This window comes from Micromonospora sp. NPDC049662 (genome assembly GCF_040675055.1).
Classification (GTDB): Bacteria; Actinomycetota; Actinomycetes; order Mycobacteriales; family Micromonosporaceae; genus Micromonospora.
In genome coordinates this window covers 1-21,515 of record NZ_JBFAOC010000031.1, presented here as the reverse complement: position 1 = coordinate 21,515, position 21,515 = coordinate 1, and the positions used below count along the sequence as shown (strand labels likewise).

Genomic DNA, 21,515 nt, shown 5'->3' with positions numbered 1-21,515 from the left:
GCGCGACGCCGGACCGGCGCGCGGGGCGCGCGCCGGCCCGGGTGTCGGGTTGGACGATGGTCGTGCGGAGGCGTCAGCCCAGGACGACTCCGGAGGCGCCCACGCCGGCCATGCCGGAGAAGATGTCCTCGTAGTAGAACCGCCAGGCGCACACCCGCCCGGCGGTCACGTAGCCGGTGCACGCCGTCGTCGTGTTGGTGTCGTCGATGGCGGTGTTGGTGCCGGTCGCCCAGACCTGGAGGGTGTTCGCCGCGTTCACGATCTCCACGGGGCCGCCGCTGTCACCCTGGCCGACGGCGTTGGTGTGGGCGGTGTTCTCGGCCTGCACCTGACCGCAGACCGTACCGAAGTTGCGCACGTTGATGCACAGGTTGCGGGCCTTCACCTGGATCGAGCACCGGGTGCCGGAGTACGCGCCGGAGCTGCACACCCAGTTGCCGACCTGGCTGGCCTGCGCGCCGATCACCTGGTTGCTGAACTCGCTGACCACCGCGCCGTTCGCGTCCGTGCTGTTGTTGAAGACCCGGCCGCCGCCGCTGCCCGCGATGAGCAGGCTGTCGCTGCTGACGTTGCGGCTGATGACGGTGCCGATGGTCTGCCCGGTCGGGTCGGCCGCCAAGACGTTGAGGTTGGCGCAGTGCGCGGCGGAGAGTACCCGCGACACCCCGCCCTGGTAGACGCCGAAGCCGGTCGAGCAGCCGCCACCGGTGGAGGTGTTGCGCCACGCGGCGCCACCCCACCAGGGCGGGCTGTCGTCCCACCGGGTGGCGGGAGCGGCGGCGACGCCGGTCTGGACGGTCACCGGAACGCCGGCGAGAGCCGTCGCCCCGAGCAGCCCACTCTGCGTACCGACGAGCAGGCCGGCGCCGTCGGCGCGCGGCCCCACCGTCGTGATCTTGTCGCCGGCCGTGGCGCGCAGCTTGTCGGCCGCGACCATCAGCTCCCGCTGCGAGTACGCGGCGGGCAGCACCGTCGTCGCGACGGTGGCCCGGGCGTTGGCCACCAGTCGGGCCGGCGGCTCGCCCTTCCAGTAGACCTGGAGATGACGGGTGGCGGGATCGGCGACGATGCCGGCGAAGCCGGAGTTCGCGCTGCGCTGCGCGGCGTTGGTGATTTGGGCAGCGGCGGTGTTCATCCGCTGCTGCAACTGGAGCAGCTCCGACCAGGAGGCGAAGCCGCCCGGCACCGCGGTGCTGTCGACGAACGATCCGGTGGTGGTGGCCTTGCCCTTCGGCGCGGCGGTGGCCGACGTGGCGGTCACGCCCGTGACGAGCAGCGTGAGGCCGCAGGCAGCCACGGCGATGCGACGCAGCATCGACGCGGACCGTCGGGCGTTCGGGTGTGGACGGATCATCTGTACCCCTTCCCCAGGGTTCGTGGCGCGGGCCGGGCCCGCACCAGGGACGGTGGCACGCGACGTCCGATCCGGACGGCGATCCTGGACGGGATTGGACACGGTCGGACACCATCGGACGGCGAAAGGTCCGATGTGAACTGTCAGACATCGGCGATCTCCTATCTCACCGCTGGTAGCCGCGTCTAGCCTGCCCGTGTCGGCATCCGGGGCGCCGGGTGACCGGGAGGGGGTGGGGGCCGCATGTCCGACCAGTGGATTCCGCCCGGCGTTCGTGCCGGGGCCCAGGAGTCGCCCGGGGGGTGCGACGTGGCACGCCGTGCCGTCGCGGCGCAGATCCTGCCGGATCTGGCCGGTCTGCTGCGCCAACTTCGCCGCCGCGAAGCACGGCAGCAGGGCGAGACCCGGCTGACATACCGGCAGTTGGCGGCGAAGACCGGCTGGTCACGCGGCATCATCGGGGAGTACTTCGCCGGTAACGTCCTGCCCCCGCCGGAGCGGTTCGACGCGCTCATCCGATTGCTCGGCGCGAGCCCCACCGAGCAGGGTGTGCTGGCCACCGCGCGGGACCGGATCGAGGAGCGACGCCGACGCCCGACCGGCGACCACGCGACCGACGTACGGGCGGGCGCCGGGGCGGCGCGCCCCCAGGGCGGCGGCGCACGGGTCGCCGCGACGTCGAACCGCCTCCCCGTACCCCGTCAACTGCCCCCGGCGCTGCCCGGATTCGTCGGACGTACCGCCCAGCTCGCGCAGCTCGACACCGCCTGGGCCAGCCCGGACGCCGCCGACGACGGCGGCGTCCCGCCCGCCGGGGTGGTGACCCTGTCCGGTACGGCCGGGGTCGGCAAGACCACCCTGGCGGTGCACTGGGCGCATCGGGTCGCCGACCGCTTCCCGGACGGTCAGCTCTACGTCGACCTGCGAGGATTCGACGCCACCGGCACGGTGGTGACGCCCGTCGAGGCGGTCCGGGGGTTCCTCGAGGCCCTCGCGGTGCCGCCCGAACGGATCCCCACCCACCTGAGCGCGCAGGTGGGCCTGTACCGCAGCCTGCTCGCCGGCCGTCGGATGCTGGTGCTGCTGGACAACGCCCGCGACGCCGAGCAGGTCCGGCCGCTGCTGGCCGGCAGCCCGACCTGCCTGGTCCTGGTCACCAGCCGCAACCGCCTGGCCGGTCTGGTCGCCGCCGAGGGCGCCCGGCCGGTGGGCGTGGAGCTGCTCAGCGCCGCCGAGGCGTGGCAGCTGCTGGCCCGCCGGCTCGGCGCGGACCGGCTGACCCTCGAGCCAGGGGCGGTGGACGAGATCATCGAGCGGTGCGCGCGGTTGCCGCTGGCGCTGGCGGTACTCGCCGCGCGGGGCGCGGCAAATCCCGATTTCCCCCTGGCCAGCCTCGCGGCCGAGCTGCGCGAGGCGCCCCACCCGTTGGAATCGTTCGACGCCGGTGACGCCGGCACCGACGTGCAGGCCGTGTTCTCCTGGTCCTACCGGAGCCTGACGCCCCCGGCCGCGCGGCTGTTCCGGCTGTTCGGCTGCCACCCGGGCCCGGACATCGGCGTGGCGGCGGCGGCCAGCCTGGTCGGGGTGCCCCGCGAGCAGGCGCCCCGACTGCTGGCGGAGCTGGCCCACGCGCACCTCGTCACCGAGCACGCCCCCGGTCGGTTCGGCGCGCACGACCTGCTCCGGGCGTACGCCGTCCAGCAGGCCGAGCGGTTCGAACCGGCCGGCGCCCGACGGGCCGCGATCCGGCGTGGACTGGACCACTACCTGCACACCGCCCACGCGGCCGCGCTGCTGCTGCAACCGGGCCGGGATCCGGTCACCCTGGCCCCGGTCGCCCCCGGTGTGCGGCCCGAGGAGATCATCGACCACGGGCGGGCGCTCGCCTGGTTCACCACCGAGTACCCGGTGCTCCTGGCGGCCGTCGCGCACGCCCGGCGCGTCGGGTTCGACAGCCACGCCTGGCAGCTGGCGTGGACGCTGGTGGACTTCCTGCAACGCCGGGGGCGGTGGCCGGACCTCGCCGCCGCCCAGCGGACCGCCCTGGCCGGGGCCCGCCGGGCGGGCGACCGACTCGGGCAGGCGAACGCCCACCGGGACCTCGCCCGGGTGCTCTCCCGGCTGGGTCGGGTGGACGAGGCGGCGACCAACTACCGGCACGCCCTGGCGATCTTCGGGGCGTTGGGTGACCACACCGGGCAGGCGCGTACCCACCGGGCGTTCGGCGCGATGCTCGACGGCCTCGGCCGGCACGCCGAGGCGCTGGAGCACGGGCAGCGGGCGCTGGCGCTGTACCGCGACGCCGGCCACCTCGCCGGGGAGGCGAGCGCCCGCAACGCGGTCGGCTGGGCGCACGCCCAGCTCGGGCAGTACGCCCCGGCGCTCACGCACTGCGGTCAGGCGCTGACGTTGCTGCGCCGCACCGGCGACCGGCACGGTGAGGCGAACACCTGGGACAGCCTCGGCTTCATCCACGCCCGCCTGGGCGACCACGCCGAGGCGATCCGCTGTTACGGGCGGGCGCTCCGGCTCTACCGGCGGATCAGCGACCGGTACGACGAGGCGGACACCCTGTCCCGGCTCGGCGAGAGCCGCCAGGCGGCGGGGGACACCGTCGGCGCGGTGCGGACCTGGCGGCGTGCCCTGCGCATCCTCGACGACCTCGGCCATCCCGACGCCGAGCGGGTCCGTGCCCTGCTGGCCGCGGCGGCGACCGCCGGGGGCTGACGAGCGCCGGGCAGGGGATGCCTTCCGGCGGCGGCACCGGGATGATGGAGCCTTCCACGCATCGACGGGGAGGCCGACCATGGAGGCTGCCGAGGCGCTCACACTGCTCATGTCGCCGCAGGGACGCGTCGATCCGTACCCGACGTACGAGCGGCTGCGCTCGCACGGGCCGGTGGTCGAGGCGTTGCCCGGCCTGTACGTGGTGACCGGCTACCCGGAGGTCGACGAGCTGCTGCGCGACCCCCGGCTCGTGGTGCTCGACGACGCGCTGCGGGACCAGGTGTGGCCGAACTGGCGGCAGAGCCCGGCGATGAAGTCGATCGCCCGGTCCATGCTGCGGACCAACCCGCCCGACCACAGCCGGATGCGTCGGCTCGCCGCCGGGGTGTTCAGTCCGCGCCGGATCGCCGGGATGCGTGACGTGGTGCGGGCGCAGGCCGAGGAGTTGCTCGACGCGATGATCGAGCGCGCCGAGGACGGCCGGCCGGTCGACGTGCTCGCCGACTTCGCGTACCCGCTCCCGGTCGGGGTGATCTGCGCGCTGCTCGGCGTGCCGGCGCAGGACCGACCGCTGTTCCGCCGCTGGGCCGGCGACATGACCGGGGTGCTGGAGCCGGAGATCACCACCGAGGAGCTGGCAGTCGCCGACGCGGGCGCAGCCGAGCTGCGCGACTACTTCGTCGAGCTGATCGTCGCCCGGCGCCGGGAACCGGCCGATGACCTGACCACCGCGCTGGTCCAGGTCCACGACGCCGACGGCGAGCGGCTCACCGGCGACGAACTGCTGGCCAACCTGGTGGTGCTGCTGGTGGCCGGCTTCGAGACCACCACCAATCTGCTCGGCAACGGCCTCGTCGTGCTGCTGCGCCACCCCGACGACGCCGACGCGCTGCGCGCCGACCCCGGGCTCGTCCCGGCGTACGTCGAGGAGCTGTTGCGCTACGACTCCCCGGTGCAGCTGACCACCCGGACCAGCGCGGCGCCGGTGCGCTGCGGCGGGCTCGACCTGCCGGCCGGCAGCACGGCGCTGCTGCTGCTCGGCGCGGCCAACCGCGACCCCCGCCGCTTCACCGACCCGGAGCGTTTCGACCCCACGCGTGAGCAGGCGCACCCGCTGTCCTTCGGTGCCGGTCCGCACTACTGCCTCGGCGCCGGCCTTGCCCGGCTGGAGGCGCAGCTGGCGTTCCCGCTGCTGCTGCGCCGGTTGCCCGAGCTGGCACTGGCCGAGCCGCCCCGGCACCGGACCCGGCTGACCCTGCGCGGCTACGAGAGCCTGCTGGTGACGCTGGGCACACCGGCCCCGGCCGATCGAGGTACGCCGGCCGGAGCGCTGCCGGGCACTCCGTAGACTGGTACGGCACCGCTCGCCCGTCCGACGAAGGAGCCGTCCCGCGTGACCGTCCAGCCCATCCGTCTTTTTGGGGATCCGGTGCTGCGCACGCCGGCCGATCCGGTGGTCAACTTCGACGCCGAGCTACGTCGGCTCGTCGCCGACCTCACCGACACGATGCGGGAGCAGAACGGCGCCGGTCTGGCCGCGCCGCAGCTCGGCGTGAGCCTGCGGGTGTTCACCTTCGACGTCGACGACGTGCTCGGGCACCTGATCAACCCGGTGCTGGAGTTCCCCGACGAGGAGGAGCAGGACGGCCCGGAGGGCTGCCTGTCGATCCCCGGGCTCTACTTCGACACCAAGCGTCGGCAGAACGTCGTCGCCAAGGGCTTCAGCTCGTTCGGCGACCCGATGCAGATCGTCGGCAGCGGCCTGATGGCGCGCTGCGTGCAGCACGAGACCGACCACCTCGACGGGGTGCTCTTCCTGGACCGACTGGACGCGCAGGGGCGCAAGGAGGCCATGAAGGCGATCCGCCAGGCCGAGTGGTACGACGGTTCGGCCCCGCCCACGGTCAAGCTGAGCCCGCACATCAGCGACCCCTTCGGTCTGGGTCGGTGACCCGGATGCGCGTGATCTTCGCCGGCACTCCGGCGGTGGCCGTACCGGCCCTGGCCGCCGTCGCGGCCTCCCAGCACGAACTGGTCGCCGTCGTCACCCGACCCGACGCGCCCGCCGGACGGGGGAGGGGCCTGTCCCGCTCCCCGGTCGGCGTCTGGGCCGACGAGCACGGCGTGGAGGTGCTCACGCCGGCCCGACCCCGCGACCCGGAGTTCCTCGACCGGCTGCGCGCGCTCTCCCCGGACTGTGTGCCGGTGGTGGCCTACGGCGCGCTGGTGCCGCCGTCCGCGCTGGAGATCCCCCGCCACGGTTGGATCAACCTGCACTTCTCGCTGCTGCCGGCCTGGCGGGGGGCCGCGCCGGTGCAGCACGCGGTGCTGCACGGCGACGAGCTGACCGGGGCCAGCGTCTTCGAACTGGAGCAGGGCCTGGACACCGGGCCCGTCTACGGCACCCTGACCGACGAGATCCGTCCCGGCGACACCTCCGGCGACCTGCTGGAACGCCTCGCCGACAGTGGCGCGGGGCTGCTCGTGGCGGTGCTCGACGCGATCGCCGACGGCACCGCCCGCGCCGAGCCGCAGCCGGCCGACGGGGTGTCCCTCGCGCCGAAGCTGACCGTGGAGGACGCCCGGGTCCGCTGGGGCGACCCGGCCTTCGCGGTGGACCGACGCATCCGCGCCTGCACGCCGGCGCCCGGCGCGTGGACGACCTTCCGCGACGAGCGGGTGAAGCTCGGCCCGGTCGTGACGGTGGCCGACGGCCCGGACCTGAAACCGGGGGAGTTGCTGGTGGAGAAGACCCGCGTGCTGGCCGGCACGGCCACCGGGCCGGTGCGCCTCGGCGAGGTCCGCGCCGCGGGCAAGCGGGCCATGGCGGCCACCGACTGGGCGCGCGGCGTCCGCGTCAGCGCCGGCGAGGGACTCGCGTGACGGCCCCGGAGGGGACGCGTCCATACCGGGGCGGTCCGTCGACCGGCCGCGGTGGCGACCGCCGGCCGGCGCGACCGCCGCTGGACCGGCCGCGCCGCGCGGCGTACGAGGCGCTCGCCGCCGTGCACCGCGACGACGCCTTCGCCAACCTGGTGCTGCCCACCATCCTGCGCGAGGAGGGGCTGTACGGCCGCGACGCGGCCTTCGCCACCGAGCTGACCTACGGCACGCTGCGTCACCTGGGCACGCTGGACGCGATCCTCAGCGACGCGGCCGGCCGGGACGTGGCCCGGATCGACCCGCCGGCACGCGACGCGCTGCGGATCGGGGCGTACCAGCTCCTGCACACGCGGGTGCCCCCGCACGCGGCCGTGTCGTCGACCGTGGACCTGGTCCGCTCGGTCGCGCCGGGCGCGGCCGGGTTCGCCAACGCGGTGCTGCGCGAGGTGTCGACCCGTGACATCGACGGGTGGGTGGCCAAACTCGCGCCGCCGATCGAGACCGACCCGGTCGGGCACCTGGCGCTGGCCTACAGCCACCCGCAGTGGATCGTGCGGGCCTTCTCCGAGACGCTCGGCGGCGACCTGGGCGAGACGGCCCGACTCCTGATCGAGGACAACGAGCGTCCCCCGGTGCACCTGTGCGCCCGACCCGGGTTGATCGATCCGGTCGAGCTGGCCGACGCGGTCGGCGGGGCGCCCGGCGCCTTCTCCCCGTACGCCGTCTATCTGCCCGGCGGCGCCCCGGGCGACGTGGCGGCGGTGGTCGACGGCCGCGCCCACGTCCAGGACGAGGGCTCCCAACTGGTGGCCGCCGCGCTCGCCGACGCGCCGCTGGACGGCCCGGACGGGCGCTGGTTGGACCTGTGCGCCGGTCCCGGCGGAAAGGCCGGGTTGCTCGGCGCGCTGGCCGCGCAGCGGGGCGCCCGCCTGACCGCCGTGGAGGTGGCCGAGCACCGGGCCCGGCTGGTGTCCCAGGCGACCCGGGGCCTGCCGGTGACCGTGCTCGCGATGGACGGTCGTGAGGTCGGCGCGGACCCGAAGCTGCCGGAGGGCCACTTCGACCGGGTGCTGGTCGACGCGCCGTGCACCGGGCTGGGCTCGCTGCGCCGGCGTCCCGAGTCGCGCTGGCGGCGGCAGCCGTCGGACCTGCCGCCGCTGACCCGGCTGCAACGCGAGCTGCTGGGCGCGGCGCTGCGGGCGGTCCGGCCGGGCGGGTTGGTCGCCTACGTGACCTGCTCGCCGCACACGGTGGAGACCCACGTGACGGTCACCGAGGCGGCCCGTCGCAGCGGCGTGGCGGTGGACTTCGTCGACGCCCGACCGTTGCTGCCGGCCGGCATGCCCGGCCTGGGTGACGGCCCCACCGTGCAGCTGTGGCCGCACCGGCACGGCACCGACGCGATGTTCCTCGCCGTCCTGCGCCGAGGCTGAGCCGCCCCGCTAAGTGAAAGGAAGGGCCCCTTGTTATACGCCAGGCGTTAACAAGGGGCCCTTCCTTTCAGCTCAGCGAGAGGGGGGTCAGGTGATGGGGAGGCCCTTGTTGCCGGCGTTGCGCATCGAGCGGGTCAGGTTTCGGTCGCTGATCCACAGGAAGCACTGCACCCCACGGTTGCCGTTCTTCCACTCCTGCTCGTACGGCTGGTAGTAGATCGTCCCGGCGCGGAAGTCGAGCTTGGAGTCGTCCGGCACCTTGGCGTACTTGGCGGTGACCGACTGGCACGCGCGGTGGGTGCGCTTGGTGGTGCGGTTGAACTCCGCGTAGCTGATGTCCGGGGCACGCCAGATCCCGACGAACTCGGCGTGGTGCTTCGCCGTGCAGGACACCGGCACCATCGCCTCGATGTCGTCCTTGACCAGCTTCGGGTTGAAGCAGCGGTAGGCCAGCGGGGCCGCGCCGGCCAGCGCGCCCCGCAGACTGCCGGTGCGCAGGTCGACGGCGGTGTCGTCGATGCTGGCGATCTCGGTGACGTCGCAGCGGTACCAGCGGGCGCCGCCGGCCCAGGCGGGCGCCGACGGCAGCACGACGGTCAGTCCCAGGCGTCCGGAGCGCCAGTCGCCGCCGACCGCCTTGGTGACCTCCTTCTCGCAGCCGGCCTGTGCGGCCCGCATGCCCTCGGAGCCCGGGGGTGGGGTGGTGCCGCGCTCCGCGCCGGGACCGGTGAGCGTGCCGACGTGGATCGTCTCCACCCGGTGCGCCTCGCTGCACTCCATCGGGTTGTAGCCGCTGAGGAACCCGACCTGCTGAAAGGAGTGGTGGCAGACACCGGCCGCGGGAACGAACTGCTGCGCCGCCACGGGCGCCGGCCAGTCGTCGGTGAGGTTCCGGTCAACTCCGGTGGGCGTGCCACAGCCGGTGAGGGCCAGGGCCACCGCCGCGCCTCCGGCAATCGCCGTCAACCACCGTCGCATCTTCGACCTCCCGCCGCCGGTGACCTCCGGTCGACCTCCAGCCGGCCGGTAACGCCACGGCGCAGCAGCATACGGCACCGTAGGTCAGATCGCGGGTAGTCCCTCGGGGCCGGCGCCGCGCATCGAACGGGTGAGTTTCCGGTCGTCGCTCCACAGGAAACAGCGCACCCCGCGGTCGCCCTCCTCCCACTCCCGTTGCGACGGTGGGTAGTAGATGGACCCGGCCCGGTACGGCAGTTCGCTGTTGTTGGGCACGGCCACGTACGCGGCGATCAGCGCCATGCAGCGCCGGTGCGCCTGCTCGCCGGAGCGGGTGAAGGCCGCCCAGCTCAGGTCCTTCTCCTCGTAGACGCCGACGAACTCGGCGCGGTGCGGCTCGGTGCAGAGCACCGGGGCCATGTAGTTGAGGTTGTCGCCGATCAGCTTGGGGTCGAAACAGCGGTGGGTCAGCGGGCTGTCGCCGATCAGCGCGCCACGCAGGCTGCCGACGCGGTTCACCGGGCGGGTGTTGTCGATGCTGTCGGTCTCGCTGAGATCGCAGCGGAACCAGCGTGCGCCGCCGGTCCACGCCGGCGCCGTGGGCAGCGAGAGCGTCAGGGTGAGCCGGGCCGTGTGCCAGTCACCGCCGAGCACGTCCCGGGCCCGCTGGTCGCACTCGGCGCGGGCCGCGCGCAGCGCGGTCGAACCCGGGCCCGGCCGGGCGCCGGCCCGCGCGGCCGGGCCGGTGAACGTGCCGACGTGGATCGCCTCGGCGAGGTGGCTGCGGGCGCAGTCGACGGTCTCGTACGTGCTGGCCTGCACGACCGCGGTGATCCTGGGCAGGCAGGTGTCGGTGGCCGGGGTGAACGGTCGGGGAACCCGCAACTCCGGCCAGTCGTCGGTGAGATCACCGTCCGCGCCGCGTGCCGGCGCGCAGCCGGACAGCAGCATCGTCGTGACGCCGACCAGCGCCAGCGCTGCAAGCCACCGTCGCATCGTCCGCCCTCCCGGGAGCTGGCGACCGGTCGCCGCGCCCCGTGGCGCGACCCCGGCGGGCGTGCAGCCTACGGCACCGTCCCGCTTGGAGTGTCGTCGCGTTTGGGTCGATCGGCCAGCCACTGATGTCTGTTCGTCCGGATTCGAGGATCCGGACCGGTTTATTCTGCACTACTGGTCACTGGTGGATCACAGCGTGTCGGAGTTGGTGCCGTGCTGCGGGCGGCGGGTGGCCGCGTTCGTACACTGGCCCCGTGACCGTACCGCCGCCAATCGTCGCGCCGAGCATCCTGGCCGCCGATTTCGCTCGCCTCGCCGAAGAGGTCCGTGCCGTCGAGGACGCCGCGGACTGGTTGCACGTGGACGTGATGGACAGCCATTTCGTGCCCAACCTGACCATCGGGCTGCCCGTGGTGCAGAGCCTGCGGGCCGCCACCACGATGCCGTTCGACGTGCATCTGATGATCTCCGACCCGCGTCGGTGGGCCCCGGGGTACGCCGACGCCGGGGCGTACAACGTCACGTTCCACGTCGAGGCGGCCGACGACCCGGTGGCCCTGGCCAAGGACCTGCGTTCGGCCGGCGCGAAGGCTGGACTGGCCATCGACCGGGACACCCCGATCGAGCCGTACCTGGACCTGCTGCCCAGCTTCGACACCCTGTTGATCATGACGATCAAGGCGGGCTTCGGCGGCCAGCGGTTCATCCCGCAGTTGCTGGACAAGGTCCGCGCCGCCCGTCGGCACGTGAACGCCGGGCACCTGGAGCTGCGCATCGAGGTGGACGGCGGGATCGCCGCCGACACCATCGAGCAGGCGGCCGCGGCCGGCGCCGACGCGTTCGTGGCCGGCACCGCCGTCTACGGCGCCGCCGACCCGGCGGAGGCGGTACGGCACCTGCGGGCGCTGGCGGAACGCGCGGCGCCCGAGGCCTGAGATGGAGCCCGAGGTCGACCGCAAGGACGTCATCCTCGTCGTCGACGACGACGAGGACATCGCCCGGTTCGTCGAGTTCAACCTGCGGTTGCACGGCTTCGAGGTGATCCACGCCAGCGATGGTCAGGAGGCCCTGGAGGTCATCGAGCGCCAGCGGCCGGATCTCGCCGTGGTCGACCTCATGATGCCCCGCATCGACGGGCTGGAGCTGACCCGGCGGCTGCGCGCCGACCCGATGACCTCCGCCCTGCCGGTGATCATGCTGACGGCCAAGGGGATGACCGTGGACAAGGTCCACGGGCTCAGCGCGGGCGCGGACGACTACCTGGTCAAACCGTTCGACACCGCCGAGCTGGTGGCCCGGGTCTCCTCGACGCTGCGGCGCAACAAGGAGTTCCGGGAGGTGTCCCCGCTCACCGGACTGCCCGGCAACAGTCGCATCCGGCGGGAGATCAGCGACCGGGTCCGGCAGGGGGTGGACTACGCGGTCGGCTACATCGACATCGACCGGTTCAAGAGCGTCAACGACCGGTACGGCTTCGTCCGGGGCGACGACTTCATCTCCGCCCTGGCCCGCAGCCTGCACCGGGCCGTGGTGGCGGTGGGGCTGCCGCCGGCCTTCCTCGGCCACGTCGGCGGCGACGACTTCGTGATCGTCTGCGCGCCCGACCAGGTCCGCCCGCTCACCTCTCGGGCGGTGGTCGACTTCGAGAAGTCCGCCGACACGCTCTACGACGCGACCGACCGTGAGCGCGGCTTCGTCGAGCTGAAGGACCGGCGCGGCAACATCCGCCGGGCGGCCCTGGTCACGCTCTCGATCGGCGTCTCGCTGTCCGACGCCGGCAAGCGGTTCACCGACCCGCTCGAGGCCATCGCGGTGGCCTCGGAGATGAAGACGGTCGCCAAGAGCCAACCGGGGTCGTATGTCGCCGTGGACCGGCGGCGCGGCGTCACCTGACGCGTGATCCCGCTGTGAAGTAGCTCGCCTGAATAACGACACGCCGGGTTCGGCGTGTAAGACTGCGAAGTACCCACCACGCGCTGGCGGGACTCGGTGAAATTCCGAACCGGCGGTGATCCACGGTCCAACCGTGGTCAGCCCGCGACCCGGACGGCTCTGCCGCCCGGTGGACCTGGTGAAAATCCGGGGCCGACGGTTGGGTGCGGCTCGTCCGCGCCCAGACAGTCCGGATGGGAGACAGCGCGCGGGACGGACGGGTCCGAGCCGGCCGCTGGCTTCAGCGTGCCGTGCCGCCCAACCGGGGCGGCTGTGCCGTACCCGGAATCCGCCGCCGCCTGCCCGCGGTCCATACCGCCTCCCTGACCGCCCGCGCGATGAGGCGAGTGAGAGGGCAGGACAGGGCGATGGCCAGCGTCTCCGTCGACGAGGCGATGCGGCGTGCGATCGAGCTGGCGGCGCGCGGGCTGGGCACCACCAGCCCCAACCCGGTGGTCGGGTGCGTGCTGCTCGACGCGGACGGCCAGGTCGTGGGCGAGGGCTTCCACGCGTACGCGGGCGGACCGCACGCCGAGATCGTCGCGCTGGCCCAGGCCGGCCGGCGGGCCAAGGGCGGCACCGCGGTCGTCACTCTGGAACCGTGTGACCACACCGGCCGCACCGGCCCCTGCAGCACCGCGCTGGTCCAGGCCGGCGTGGGCCGGGTGGTCATCGCCGTACCGGACCCGAATCCGGTGGCCACCGGCGGCGCCGCCACGTTGCGCTCCGCCGGCGTCCAGGTGGACCTGGGAGTACGCGGCGAGGAGGCCGAGGCCGGCAACGTGGCCTGGCTGACCTCGATGCGCCGGGGCTGGCCGTACGTCATCTGGAAGTACGCCGCCACCCTCGACGGCCGGTCCGCCGCCGCGGACGGCACCAGCATGTGGATCACCTCGGAGGCGGCCCGGATCGACGTGCACGCGCTGCGCGGCACTGTCGACGCGGTCATCGCCGGGGTGGGCACCGTGCTCGCCGACGATCCGCGCCTGACCGCCCGCAACCTGCGCGACGGCAGCCTGGCCATCCGGCAGCCGCTGCGGGTCGTGGTGGACAGCTCGGGACGTACCCCGGTGGACGCCCGGGTCCGCGACGGCGCCGCGCGGACGTGGATCGCGACCGCCGCCGAGGTCGGCGCGGGCAAGGACGGCCGGGTCGACCTGCCGGCGCTGCTCGCGGCGCTGCACCAGCGCGGCGTCCGCGCCGTGCTGCTGGAGGGTGGGCCCCGGCTGGCCGGCGCGTTCCTGGCCGCCGGCCTGGTGGACAAGATCGTCGGGTACGTCGCGCCGCGGCTGCTCGGCGCCGGCCCCACCGCCCTGGTCGACGCGGGAGTGACGACCATCGCTGAGGCCATCGATCTGGAGCTCGTCGACGTTACGCAGGTCGGTCCGGATCTCCGGATCACCGCTTTGCCCCGAAAGAGGGAGGGCTGACATGTTCACCGGCATTGTCGAGGAATTGGGCGAGATCGTGCGCGTCACGGCCACGGCGGGTGATTCCGCGCTGATCGCCGTGCGGGGCCCGCTCGTCACCTCCGACGCCCGGCACGGTGATTCCATCGCCGTCAACGGTGTCTGCCTGACCGTCGTGGACGCGGCCGACGGCGTCTTCACCGCCGACGTCATGGGCGAAACCCTGCGCCGCTCCGCGCTGGGCGCGCTGCACGCGGGCGACCCGGTCAACCTGGAACGGGCCGCCGCGCTGGGCAGCCGCCTCGGTGGGCACCTCGTGCAGGGGCACGTCGACGGTGTCGGCGAGATGATCTCGCGCGAACCGGCCGAGCAGTGGGAGACCGTGCGGTTCCGGCTCCCCGCCGACCTGTCGCGGTACGTGGTGGAGAAGGGCTCGATCACGATCGACGGCGTGTCGCTGACCGTGGCAGCCGTCGGCGTCGACGAGTTCGCCGTCGGGCTCATCCCGACCACCCTCAAGCTGACCACCCTCGGCGCGAAGGGCGTCGGTGACCCGGTCAACCTCGAGGTCGACGTGGTGGCCAAGTACGTCGAGCGGCTGCTGGGCAGTCGGCTCGCCGAGACCGGCGAGGTGGCCTGATGGGCGCCCTCGGCTGGCTCCTCGACGCCCAGGTGCAGGTGGCCGGCTCGCCGGTGCTGGTCCGGGAGATCGTCGGCAACGCGTTCGGCCTGATCTCGGCGCTGCTCGGGCTGCGCCGGCTGGTCTGGGCCTGGCCGGTCGGCATGATCGGGAACGCGCTGCTGTTCACCGTCTTCCTCGGCGGCGTGTTCGCCACCCCGCAGGCCCACGACCTGTACGGGCAGGCCGGCCGGCAGGTCTTCTTCTTCGCGGTGAGCGTCTACGGCTGGTGGCGCTGGCAGCGCAACCGTCGGGCCGACGCCCAGCACGCCGCGGTGCTGCCACGCTGGGCCACCGGGCGGGAACGGCTCGCCCTGCTGCTGGCCGCCGTCGTCGGCACCGCCGCGGCGTACCCGCTGCTCAAGGCGTTGGGCTCCTGGGGTCCGCTGCCGGACGCCTGGATCCTCACCGGCAGTCTGCTCGCCACCTACGGCATGGCCCGCGGCTGGGTCGAGTTCTGGCTGGTGTGGATCGCGGTGGACGCCGTCGGCGTGCCGCTGCTGCTGCGCGGCGGGTTCTACCCGTCGGCGGCCATGTACCTGATCTACGGCGCCCTCTGCGCCTGGGGCTTCGCCGCCTGGTGGCACACGTCGCGCGCCACCCGCCCGGCCGCCGCGCTCCCACCCACCTACACGGAGGCCGTCGCATGAGCGAGCAAAGCGAGCGAATCATCAGGTCAAGCGCCATGGTGCCTCATGACGCCACTGCTCACAGTCCGACCCCCGGCCGAGGCCGCGTGGCCGTGCCGGGCCAGACCGACCCGGCCGGGGCTCGGACCGTTCGGCGAAGCGGAGTGGCGGCATGAGCTTCGCCGACATCGAGCAGGCGATCGCCGAGATCGCGGCCGGACGGCCGGTCGTCGTGGTCGACGACGCCGACCGGGAGAACGAGGGCGACCTGATCTTCGCGGCCGAGCTGGCCACGCCGGAGCTGATGGCGTTCATGGTGCGCTACACCTCGGGGTACGTCTGCGTGCCGTTGACCGAGAGCGAGGCCGACCGCCTCGACCTGCCGCCCATGCACCACACCAACCAGGACCGGCGCGGCACCGCGTACACGGTGACCGTCGACGCCCGGGAGGGGGTCAGCACCGGCATCTCGGCGGCCGACCGCGCGCACACCATCCGACTGCTCGCCGACGCGGCCACCGACCCGACGGACCTGGCGCGTCCCGGGCACGTGGTGCCGCTGCGCGCCCGCGAGGGCGGGGTGCTGCGCCGGCCCGGCCACACCGAGGCGGCGATCGACCTGACCCGGCTCGCCGGGCTGCGTCCGGCGGGCGTGCTCTGCGAGCTGGTCAACGACGACGGCACCATGATGCGGTTGCCGGACCTGGAGAAGTTCGCCGCCGAACACGGCCTCGTGCTGATCACCATCGCCGACCTGATCGCCTACCGGCGGCGGACCGAGAAGCAGGTCGAGCAGGTGGCCGAGGCTCGGATGCCCACCCGGCACGGGGTGTTCCGCGCGCTGGGTTACCGCGCCGAGCACGACCCGGCCGAGCACGTGGCCATGGTCATCGGAGACCTCGGCGACGGCCAGGACGTGCTGGTCCGGGTGCACTCCGAGTGCCTGACCGGGGACGTGTTCGGCTCGCTGCGCTGCGACTGCGGGCCGCAGTTGGACGCCGCGCTGGCCCGGGTCGCCCGTGAGGGCCGGGGCGTGGTGCTCTACGTGCGCGGCCACGAAGGACGCGGCATCGGGCTGCTGCACAAGCTCCAGGCGTACCAGTTGCAGGACCAGGGCCGCGACACCGTCGACGCCAACCTCGACCTGGGCCTGCCGGCCGACGCCCGCGACTACGGCACCGGCGCTCAGATCCTCTACGACCTGGGCGTGCGCTCGATGCGACTGCTCACCAACAACCCGGCCAAGCGGGCCGGGCTGGAGGGTTACGGGCTCACCATCACCGGCCGGGAGAGCCTGCCGGCCGGCGCGCACCCGGAGAACCTGCGCTACCTGCGCACCAAGCGGGACCGGATGGGTCACCTGCTGGACGAGTTGGACGAGGTGTCCGAGGCGCCGCTGGGGCGTCCGGTCGCCAACGACGAGATCGGAGCATGACGATGGCGGGTTTCGGTGAGCCGGGAGTCGACGCGGTGGACGCCGCAGGGCTGACCGTCGGCGTGGTGGCCGCGCGCTGGCACGGCGACCTGACCGACCACATGCTGGAGCGCGCGGTCGCCGCCGCCGAGGCGTGCGGCGCGCGATCCGTGGTCGCCCGCGTCGCCGGCTCGGTCGAGCTGCCCGTCGTCGCCCAGGCCCTCGCCCGCCGCTGCGACGTGGTGGTCGCGCTCGGCGTGGTCGTCCGCGGCGCGACCGCCCACTTCGACTACGTGTGCCGATCGGTCACCGACGGGCTGACCCGGGTGGCGCTGGACGAGGGCAAGCCGGTCGCCCACGGTGTGCTCACCGTGGAGACCATCGAGCAGGCCCGGGACCGGGCCGGCCTGCCCGGCTCGGCGGAGGACAAGGGCTGGGCGGCGACCGTCGCGGCGCTCGACGCCGCGCTGGCCGTGCGTACCGTCGCGGCGGGCAACGCGCAGCGGGTCGGCTTCGCCGGCTGACCCGCTCGGCCTGTCTCCGGCGGCGGCCGGGTTCTCGGCGGCGGCCGGCCTGTCTCAGAGCCGGCCGGCCTCGATGATCCGGCGCAGAAACTGCCGGGTACGGGGCTGCGTCGGCTCGCCGAGCACCTGCTCCGGCGGGCCGCTCTCGACGACGCGCCCCGCGTCGAGGAAGCACACCTCGTCGGCGACCTCCCGGGCGAAGCCCATCTCGTGGGTGGCCAGCACCATGGTCATCCCGTCGGCCTTCAGGTCCCGGATCATCGTCAGCACCTCGCCGACGAGTTCCGGGTCCAGCGCCGAGGTGACCTCGTCGAGCAGCATCAGCCGGGGCGAGTTCGCCAACGCCCGGACGATCGCCACCCGCTGCTGCTGCCCGCCGGAGAGGGCGTCCGGAAAGGCGTGCGCCTTCGCGCCCAGACCCACCCGGTCGAGCAGGTCGCGGGCCTGGGCCTCGGCCTCCGCGCGGGCCCGCCGGTGTACGCGCCGGGGTGCGAGGGTGATGTTGTCCAGCACGCTCAGGTGCGGAAACAGGTTGTACGCCTGGAACACCATGCCGATCCGCCGGCGTACCCGGTCGGCGTCGACCCGAGGGTCGGAGATGTCCTCCCCGTCCAGCTCGATCGTCCCGTCGTCCAACTCGTCGAGGAGGTTCACGCACCGCAGGAGCGTGGACTTGCCCGACCCGGACGCCCCGATCAGCGCCACCACCCGGTGCTCGGCGACCGTCAGGTCGAGCCCGTCCAGCACGACGTGGCCGGCGAACTCCTTGCGCAGCCCCCGGCAGCGCAGCAGCGTCATGGTCAGCCTCCCGACTGGCGGCGGGCCGAGCGCAGCGTGACCCAGTCGGTGACCGCGATCAGCGGGATCGCGAGCAGCACGAACAGCACGCCCGCCACGATGTACGGCGTGTAGTTGAACGTCTGGGCGGTGGCGATCTGGGCGGCCCGGACCGCGTCGATCGGGCCGGCGAGCGAGACCAGCCCGACGTCCTTCTGCAGGGCCACCACGTCGTTGAGCAGCGGTGGCGCCACCCGGCGGACCGCCTGCGGCAGCACCACGTGCCGCATCGTCTGCCGGTAGGTCAGGCCCAGCGACCGGGCCGCCGCGAGTTGGCTGGGGTGCACCGACTCGATGCCGGCCCGGAACACCTCGGCGAGGTAGCCGCCGTAGGTGAGCACCAGCGCCAGCCCGCCCAGCACCAGCACCGACGGCATGCCCCGCAGCCGCAGCCCGGGTACGCCGAGGGTGAGCAGGTAGAGCACGATGATCAGTGGTAGGCCCCGGAACGTGTACGTGTAGCCGGCGGCCAGCGCCCGTACCGGAAAGAAGATCGGGCCGCGCAGCGTCCGCAGCACGGCGATCACCAGCCCCAACAGCAGCGCGCCGGCCGCGCAGCAGACCAGCAGCCGTACGTTGAGCCAGAGCCCGTCCAGCACGGTCGGCAGCGCGTCGGCGGCGATCTTCGGGTCCAGGAACGACTCCCGTACCCGGTCCCAGCCCGGCGCGCCGGTCACCGCGACGACCAGCAACGTGCCGAGCGCCGCCGTGGAGGAGGCCGCGACCAGCACGCTGTAGACGGTCTGTCGCCGCCGGTACGCCGTTCGCCGCGCCTGGGCCGGCGAGGGGGTGTGCTCCCGTGGCGCTAGGGCGGGGGTGGTTTCCCGCGGCGTCACGTCAGCTCGGCCGCGCCCGCCACCTGCGCGAGCCACTTCTGCTCCAGCTCCTTGAGCGTGCCGGCCTCGCTGAGCTGACCGACGGCTCCGCTCACACAGCGGGTCAGCGGCGAGTTCTTGTCCAGCAGCAGCCCGAACACCTCCGGCACGCCGACCCGTGGCAGCTGGCCGACGATCACCGCGTCGGTGACCTCCGCGCCGGTGATGTAGAAGGCCGTCGGCAGGTCCACCACGAGACCGTCGATCTGCCCGTTCTGCAGGGCCTTCTTGGCGTCGTCGTTGCTGTTGTAGACCTGCGGCTTCGCGGTGGGCTTGATGACGTCGGTGATCGCCTGGTAGCTGGTCGTGCCTACCTGGGCCCCGAGCTTGGCGCCCTTCAGGTCGGCCACGGTCTTCTTGCCGGCGATCTTCGACGACTTGAGCGCGATGACCGTCTGCCGCACCAGGTAGTACGGCGCGGAGAAGTCCACCGCCTGCTTGCGCTCGTCGGTGACCGAGAACTGGTTGATGTCGAAGTCGAAGGTCTTCTCCCCGGGCGCGATCGCGGTGTCGAACTTCACCCGCGTCCAGGCGACGTCCGCCCGCGCGTAGCCCAGCTTCTCGGCCACGGCGTACGCGACGGCGGCCTCGAAGCCCTCGCCGTTCTCCGGCTTGTCCTGCCGGAACCACGGCTCGTACGCCGGCTGGTCGGTGGCGATGGTGAGCTTGCCCGGCGTACGGGTGGGCAGGCTGTCCTTGACGCAGGACGGCGCGGCGGTGACGGTGGGGGTCGGTTCGTCCTGCGGCGCGCAGGCGGTGACGGCGCCGACGACGGCGCCGACGAGGGTGAGCGCGAGAAGACGTGAGCGGCTGGCCATGGCGGACAGCGTAAAGCTCCACGGCCATCGATCGAAGATCTTCCCACCGGGACGATAGGGAATTGTCCGCCTGCTGGGTTCGGCCGGACCCGGACGTCCGGTGGTGGCCCGGCGGCTGGAAGAATCGTTCCCCGTGAAGACGTTCGAGGAGTTGTTCGCCGAGCTGCAGGCCAAGGCCGCCGCCGGCACCCCGGGCTCGGGCACCGTCGCCGCTCTGGACAAGGGCGTGCACTTCATCGGCAAGAAGGTCGTCGAGGAGGCGGCTGAGTCGTGGATGGCCGCCGAGCACGAGGGGCCGCAGCGCACCGCCGAGGAGATCTCCCAACTGCTCTACCAGGTCCAGGTGCTGATGCTCGCCAGCGGTCTCGAGCTCAAGGACGTCTACCGACATCTGTGAGTGCGCCCCGTCGTTGATCAGACCCGATCGAAGGAGCACTCCGTCATGCTGCGTGTCGCCATCCCCAACAAGGGCACCCTGGCCGAGCCGGCCGCCCAGATGCTGCGCGAGGCGGGCTACCGCCAGCGCACCGATCCCAAGGACCTCGTCTGCCGGGACGAGGCCAACGACGTCGAATTCTTCTACCTGCGTCCCAAGGACATCGCCACCTACGTCGGCTCCGGTGATCTCGACCTCGGCATCACCGGCCGTGACCTGCTGATCGACTCGGCCGCGCCCGCCGAGGAGGTCGTCGACCTCGCCTTCGGGCGGGCCACCTTCCGGTTCGCCGCCCGCCCGGACGACATCGACTCCGTCCAGGAGTTGGGCGGGCACAAGATCGCCACCGCGTACCCGGGGCTGGTGGAGCGGCACCTCGATGAGGCGGGCGTCAAGGCCGAGGTGATCCGCCTCGACGGCGCCGTGGAGAACGCCGTACGCCTCGGGGTGGCCGACGTGATCGCGGACGTGGTGGAGACCGGAGCGACGCTGCGTCAGGCGGGCCTCGTCGTGTTCGGCGAGCCGCTGCTGCGATCGTCGGCGGTGCTGGTGCGACGTGCCGGCGCGCCGGCCCACACGCAGGCCGAGCAGCTCCTGCGTCGCCTGCACGGCGTGCTGGTGGCCCGGCGTTACGTGATGCTCGCCTACGACGTGCCGGCCGGTCTGCTGGACCGGGCCAGCGGGTTGACCCCCGGCATCGAGTCGCCCACGGTCTCGCCGTTGCACCGCGAGGGCTGGGTGGCCGTGCAGGCCATGGTGCTCAGCGACGACGTGCACCGGATCATGGACGAGCTGTACGACCTGGGTGCCCGCGCCATCCTGGTCACCAACATCCACGCCTGCCGCCTCTGACGGGTATTGATCCACCCGAGATCGCGGAAGTGGGGGTGTCCGCTCGCGCGGGTCACCCCCACTTCGCTGACCTCGGGTGGATCACGGGCGGCGCCTCGGCGGGTGGTGCGCGGGTGGGGCGGACGTGAGTGGCAGACTGGGGGAGTGAGTGACACCGAGCTGGTCCGCCTCAAGCCCCGCCGCATCCGGGTGGTGTGCTGGTCCGCGGCGATCGTGCTGGTGGTGGTGTTCGCCCTGGTCGCCACCTCGCTGAGCGGGCCGACCGGCGACGGGTACGGCAGCTTCCAGCGCGGTGACCAGATCGCCATGATCGGCCTCGGCATCTTCGGGGCACTGGGCTTCCTGCTGTTCACCCGCCCGCGCATCGAAGCGGACGAGCGGCGCATCCGGGTGCGTAACGTGATCAGCTCGTACGAGCTGCCCTGGGAGGTCGTCCGGGGTGTCCGCTTCGATCGCGGGGCGCCCTGGGCCAGCCTGGAACTGCACGACGACGACCTGCTGCCGTTGATCGCGCTCCAGGCGGCCGACAAGGAGTTGGCCGTCGACGGCGTGCGCGCCCTGCGCCGGCTGCACGAAGCCCACCTGACCCGCCTCGCCGAACGAGCCGTCGGCACCTGAACCACCCACCCCGCACGCAAGCCACGGCACTCCCGCCCTGCCCCCCCGCCGCCCCCCACGCCTCCCACGCCAGCGCGAAGCTGACTCAGCGCGGTGATCAAGAGGTTTGCGTCACGGGGCACGGCGTGTCGTGACGCAAACC

The 21,515-nt window shown here is 73.1% G+C and carries 21 protein-coding genes and 1 riboswitch; of the genes, 15 read left to right on the top strand and 6 right to left on the bottom strand.

What is annotated here, in order from left to right:
• Positions 1-73 precede the first annotated feature (73 nt).
• Positions 74-1,354 (bottom strand): hypothetical protein, encoded by a 1,281-nt coding sequence (locus AB0J36_RS22115; protein ID WP_357397359.1) that lies wholly within the window; start codon positions 1,352-1,354, stop codon positions 74-76.
• Positions 1,355-1,663: 309 nt separating this feature from the next.
• Between AB0J36_RS22115 and AB0J36_RS22110 the strand changes: the two genes are divergently transcribed.
• From AB0J36_RS22110 to AB0J36_RS22090, 5 genes are all read left to right on the top strand, one after another.
• Positions 1,664-4,081, top strand: coding sequence for a tetratricopeptide repeat protein (locus tag AB0J36_RS22110; RefSeq protein ID WP_357397357.1), 2,418 nt, complete (start codon positions 1,664-1,666; stop codon positions 4,079-4,081).
• A 79-nt stretch (positions 4,082-4,160) separates the two neighbouring features.
• On the top strand, positions 4,161-5,429 hold the full coding sequence (locus AB0J36_RS22105) for a cytochrome P450 (RefSeq protein WP_357133419.1): 1,269 nt from the start codon (positions 4,161-4,163) through the stop codon (positions 5,427-5,429).
• Positions 5,430-5,474: 45 nt separating this feature from the next.
• A complete protein-coding gene (gene def, locus AB0J36_RS22100) occupies positions 5,475-6,032 on the top strand; it encodes a peptide deformylase (RefSeq protein WP_355243190.1) in 558 nt (185 codons plus the stop codon).
• Between the two features lie 5 nt (positions 6,033-6,037).
• Entirely contained in the window at positions 6,038-6,964 is a 927-nt protein-coding gene (gene fmt, locus AB0J36_RS22095) for a methionyl-tRNA formyltransferase (RefSeq protein WP_357175969.1), read from the top strand.
• The gene (locus AB0J36_RS22090) at positions 6,961-8,397 is read left to right on the top strand and encodes a transcription antitermination factor NusB (RefSeq protein ID WP_357133414.1); all 1,437 of its coding nucleotides are present in this window, start codon (positions 6,961-6,963) and stop codon (positions 8,395-8,397) included. The genes fmt and AB0J36_RS22090 overlap by 4 nt, the downstream gene beginning before the upstream one ends.
• Before the next feature lie 87 nt (positions 8,398-8,484).
• Here the strand turns inward: AB0J36_RS22090 and AB0J36_RS22085 are convergent, their stop codons facing one another.
• Together AB0J36_RS22085 and AB0J36_RS22080 are read right to left on the bottom strand one after the other, a co-directional pair.
• Positions 8,485-9,375, bottom strand: coding sequence for a septum formation family protein (locus AB0J36_RS22085; protein WP_357133412.1), 891 nt, complete (start codon positions 9,373-9,375; stop codon positions 8,485-8,487).
• A gap of 84 nt (positions 9,376-9,459) precedes the next feature.
• Entirely contained in the window at positions 9,460-10,350 is an 891-nt protein-coding gene (locus AB0J36_RS22080; protein ID WP_357133410.1) for a septum formation family protein, read from the bottom strand.
• 254 nt (positions 10,351-10,604) lie between these two features.
• On the opposite strand from AB0J36_RS22080, the gene rpe reads away from it, so the two are divergent.
• The 7 genes from rpe (at position 10,605) to ribH (ending at position 16,937) form a co-directional block, all read left to right on the top strand.
• On the top strand, positions 10,605-11,285 hold the full coding sequence (gene rpe, locus AB0J36_RS22075; protein ID WP_357397351.1) for a ribulose-phosphate 3-epimerase: 681 nt from the start codon (positions 10,605-10,607) through the stop codon (positions 11,283-11,285).
• Position 11,286: 1 nt separating this feature from the next.
• Entirely contained in the window at positions 11,287-12,243 is a 957-nt protein-coding gene (locus tag AB0J36_RS22070) for a response regulator (RefSeq protein WP_357133405.1), read from the top strand.
• A 78-nt stretch (positions 12,244-12,321) separates the two neighbouring features.
• Positions 12,322-12,492: riboswitch (FMN riboswitch) on the top strand.
• Positions 12,493-12,650: 158 nt separating this feature from the next.
• Positions 12,651-13,712, top strand: coding sequence for a bifunctional diaminohydroxyphosphoribosylaminopyrimidine deaminase/5-amino-6-(5-phosphoribosylamino)uracil reductase RibD (ribD, locus tag AB0J36_RS22065; protein ID WP_357397348.1), 1,062 nt, complete (start codon positions 12,651-12,653; stop codon positions 13,710-13,712).
• A 1-nt stretch (position 13,713) separates the two neighbouring features.
• Complete coding sequence (locus tag AB0J36_RS22060; protein WP_357397346.1) at positions 13,714-14,331, top strand: riboflavin synthase; 618 nt, start codon at positions 13,714-13,716, stop codon at positions 14,329-14,331.
• Entirely contained in the window at positions 14,331-15,020 is a 690-nt protein-coding gene (gene pnuC / locus AB0J36_RS22055) for a nicotinamide riboside transporter PnuC (protein WP_357133399.1), read from the top strand. The genes AB0J36_RS22060 and pnuC overlap by 1 nt, the downstream gene beginning before the upstream one ends.
• Before the next feature lie 151 nt (positions 15,021-15,171).
• Complete coding sequence (locus AB0J36_RS22050) at positions 15,172-16,434, top strand: bifunctional 3,4-dihydroxy-2-butanone-4-phosphate synthase/GTP cyclohydrolase II (protein WP_357133397.1); 1,263 nt, start codon at positions 15,172-15,174, stop codon at positions 16,432-16,434.
• A gap of 2 nt (positions 16,435-16,436) precedes the next feature.
• Positions 16,437-16,937, top strand: coding sequence for a 6,7-dimethyl-8-ribityllumazine synthase (ribH, locus tag AB0J36_RS22045; RefSeq protein ID WP_355053145.1), 501 nt, complete (start codon positions 16,437-16,439; stop codon positions 16,935-16,937).
• A gap of 54 nt (positions 16,938-16,991) precedes the next feature.
• Here ribH and AB0J36_RS22040 read toward each other — a convergent pair whose 3' ends face one another.
• From AB0J36_RS22040 to AB0J36_RS22030, 3 genes are read right to left on the bottom strand one after another with little or no spacing between them, the layout of a single operon-like run.
• Positions 16,992-17,735 (bottom strand): amino acid ABC transporter ATP-binding protein, encoded by a 744-nt coding sequence (locus AB0J36_RS22040; RefSeq protein ID WP_357133395.1) that lies wholly within the window; start codon positions 17,733-17,735, stop codon positions 16,992-16,994.
• Between the two features lie 2 nt (positions 17,736-17,737).
• Positions 17,738-18,610: an amino acid ABC transporter permease gene (locus tag AB0J36_RS22035; protein WP_357133393.1), complete on the bottom strand. Its 873-nt coding sequence runs from the start codon at positions 18,608-18,610 to the stop codon at positions 17,738-17,740.
• Positions 18,607-19,467, bottom strand: a complete 861-nt coding sequence (locus AB0J36_RS22030) for an ABC transporter substrate-binding protein (protein WP_357133391.1) — start codon at positions 19,465-19,467, stop codon at positions 18,607-18,609. Before AB0J36_RS22030 ends, AB0J36_RS22035 begins: the two co-directional genes overlap by 4 nt.
• Positions 19,468-19,600: 133 nt before the next feature.
• On the opposite strand from AB0J36_RS22030, the gene AB0J36_RS22025 reads away from it, so the two are divergent.
• From AB0J36_RS22025 to AB0J36_RS22015, 3 genes are all read left to right on the top strand, one after another.
• Positions 19,601-19,864: a phosphoribosyl-ATP diphosphatase gene (locus AB0J36_RS22025; protein WP_089016570.1), complete on the top strand. Its 264-nt coding sequence runs from the start codon at positions 19,601-19,603 to the stop codon at positions 19,862-19,864.
• A 45-nt stretch (positions 19,865-19,909) separates the two neighbouring features.
• Positions 19,910-20,755: an ATP phosphoribosyltransferase gene (gene hisG, locus AB0J36_RS22020; protein WP_357133389.1), complete on the top strand. Its 846-nt coding sequence runs from the start codon at positions 19,910-19,912 to the stop codon at positions 20,753-20,755.
• Positions 20,756-20,899: 144 nt separating this feature from the next.
• Entirely contained in the window at positions 20,900-21,373 is a 474-nt protein-coding gene (locus tag AB0J36_RS22015) for a PH domain-containing protein (RefSeq protein ID WP_357133387.1), read from the top strand.
• Positions 21,374-21,515 lie beyond the last annotated feature (142 nt).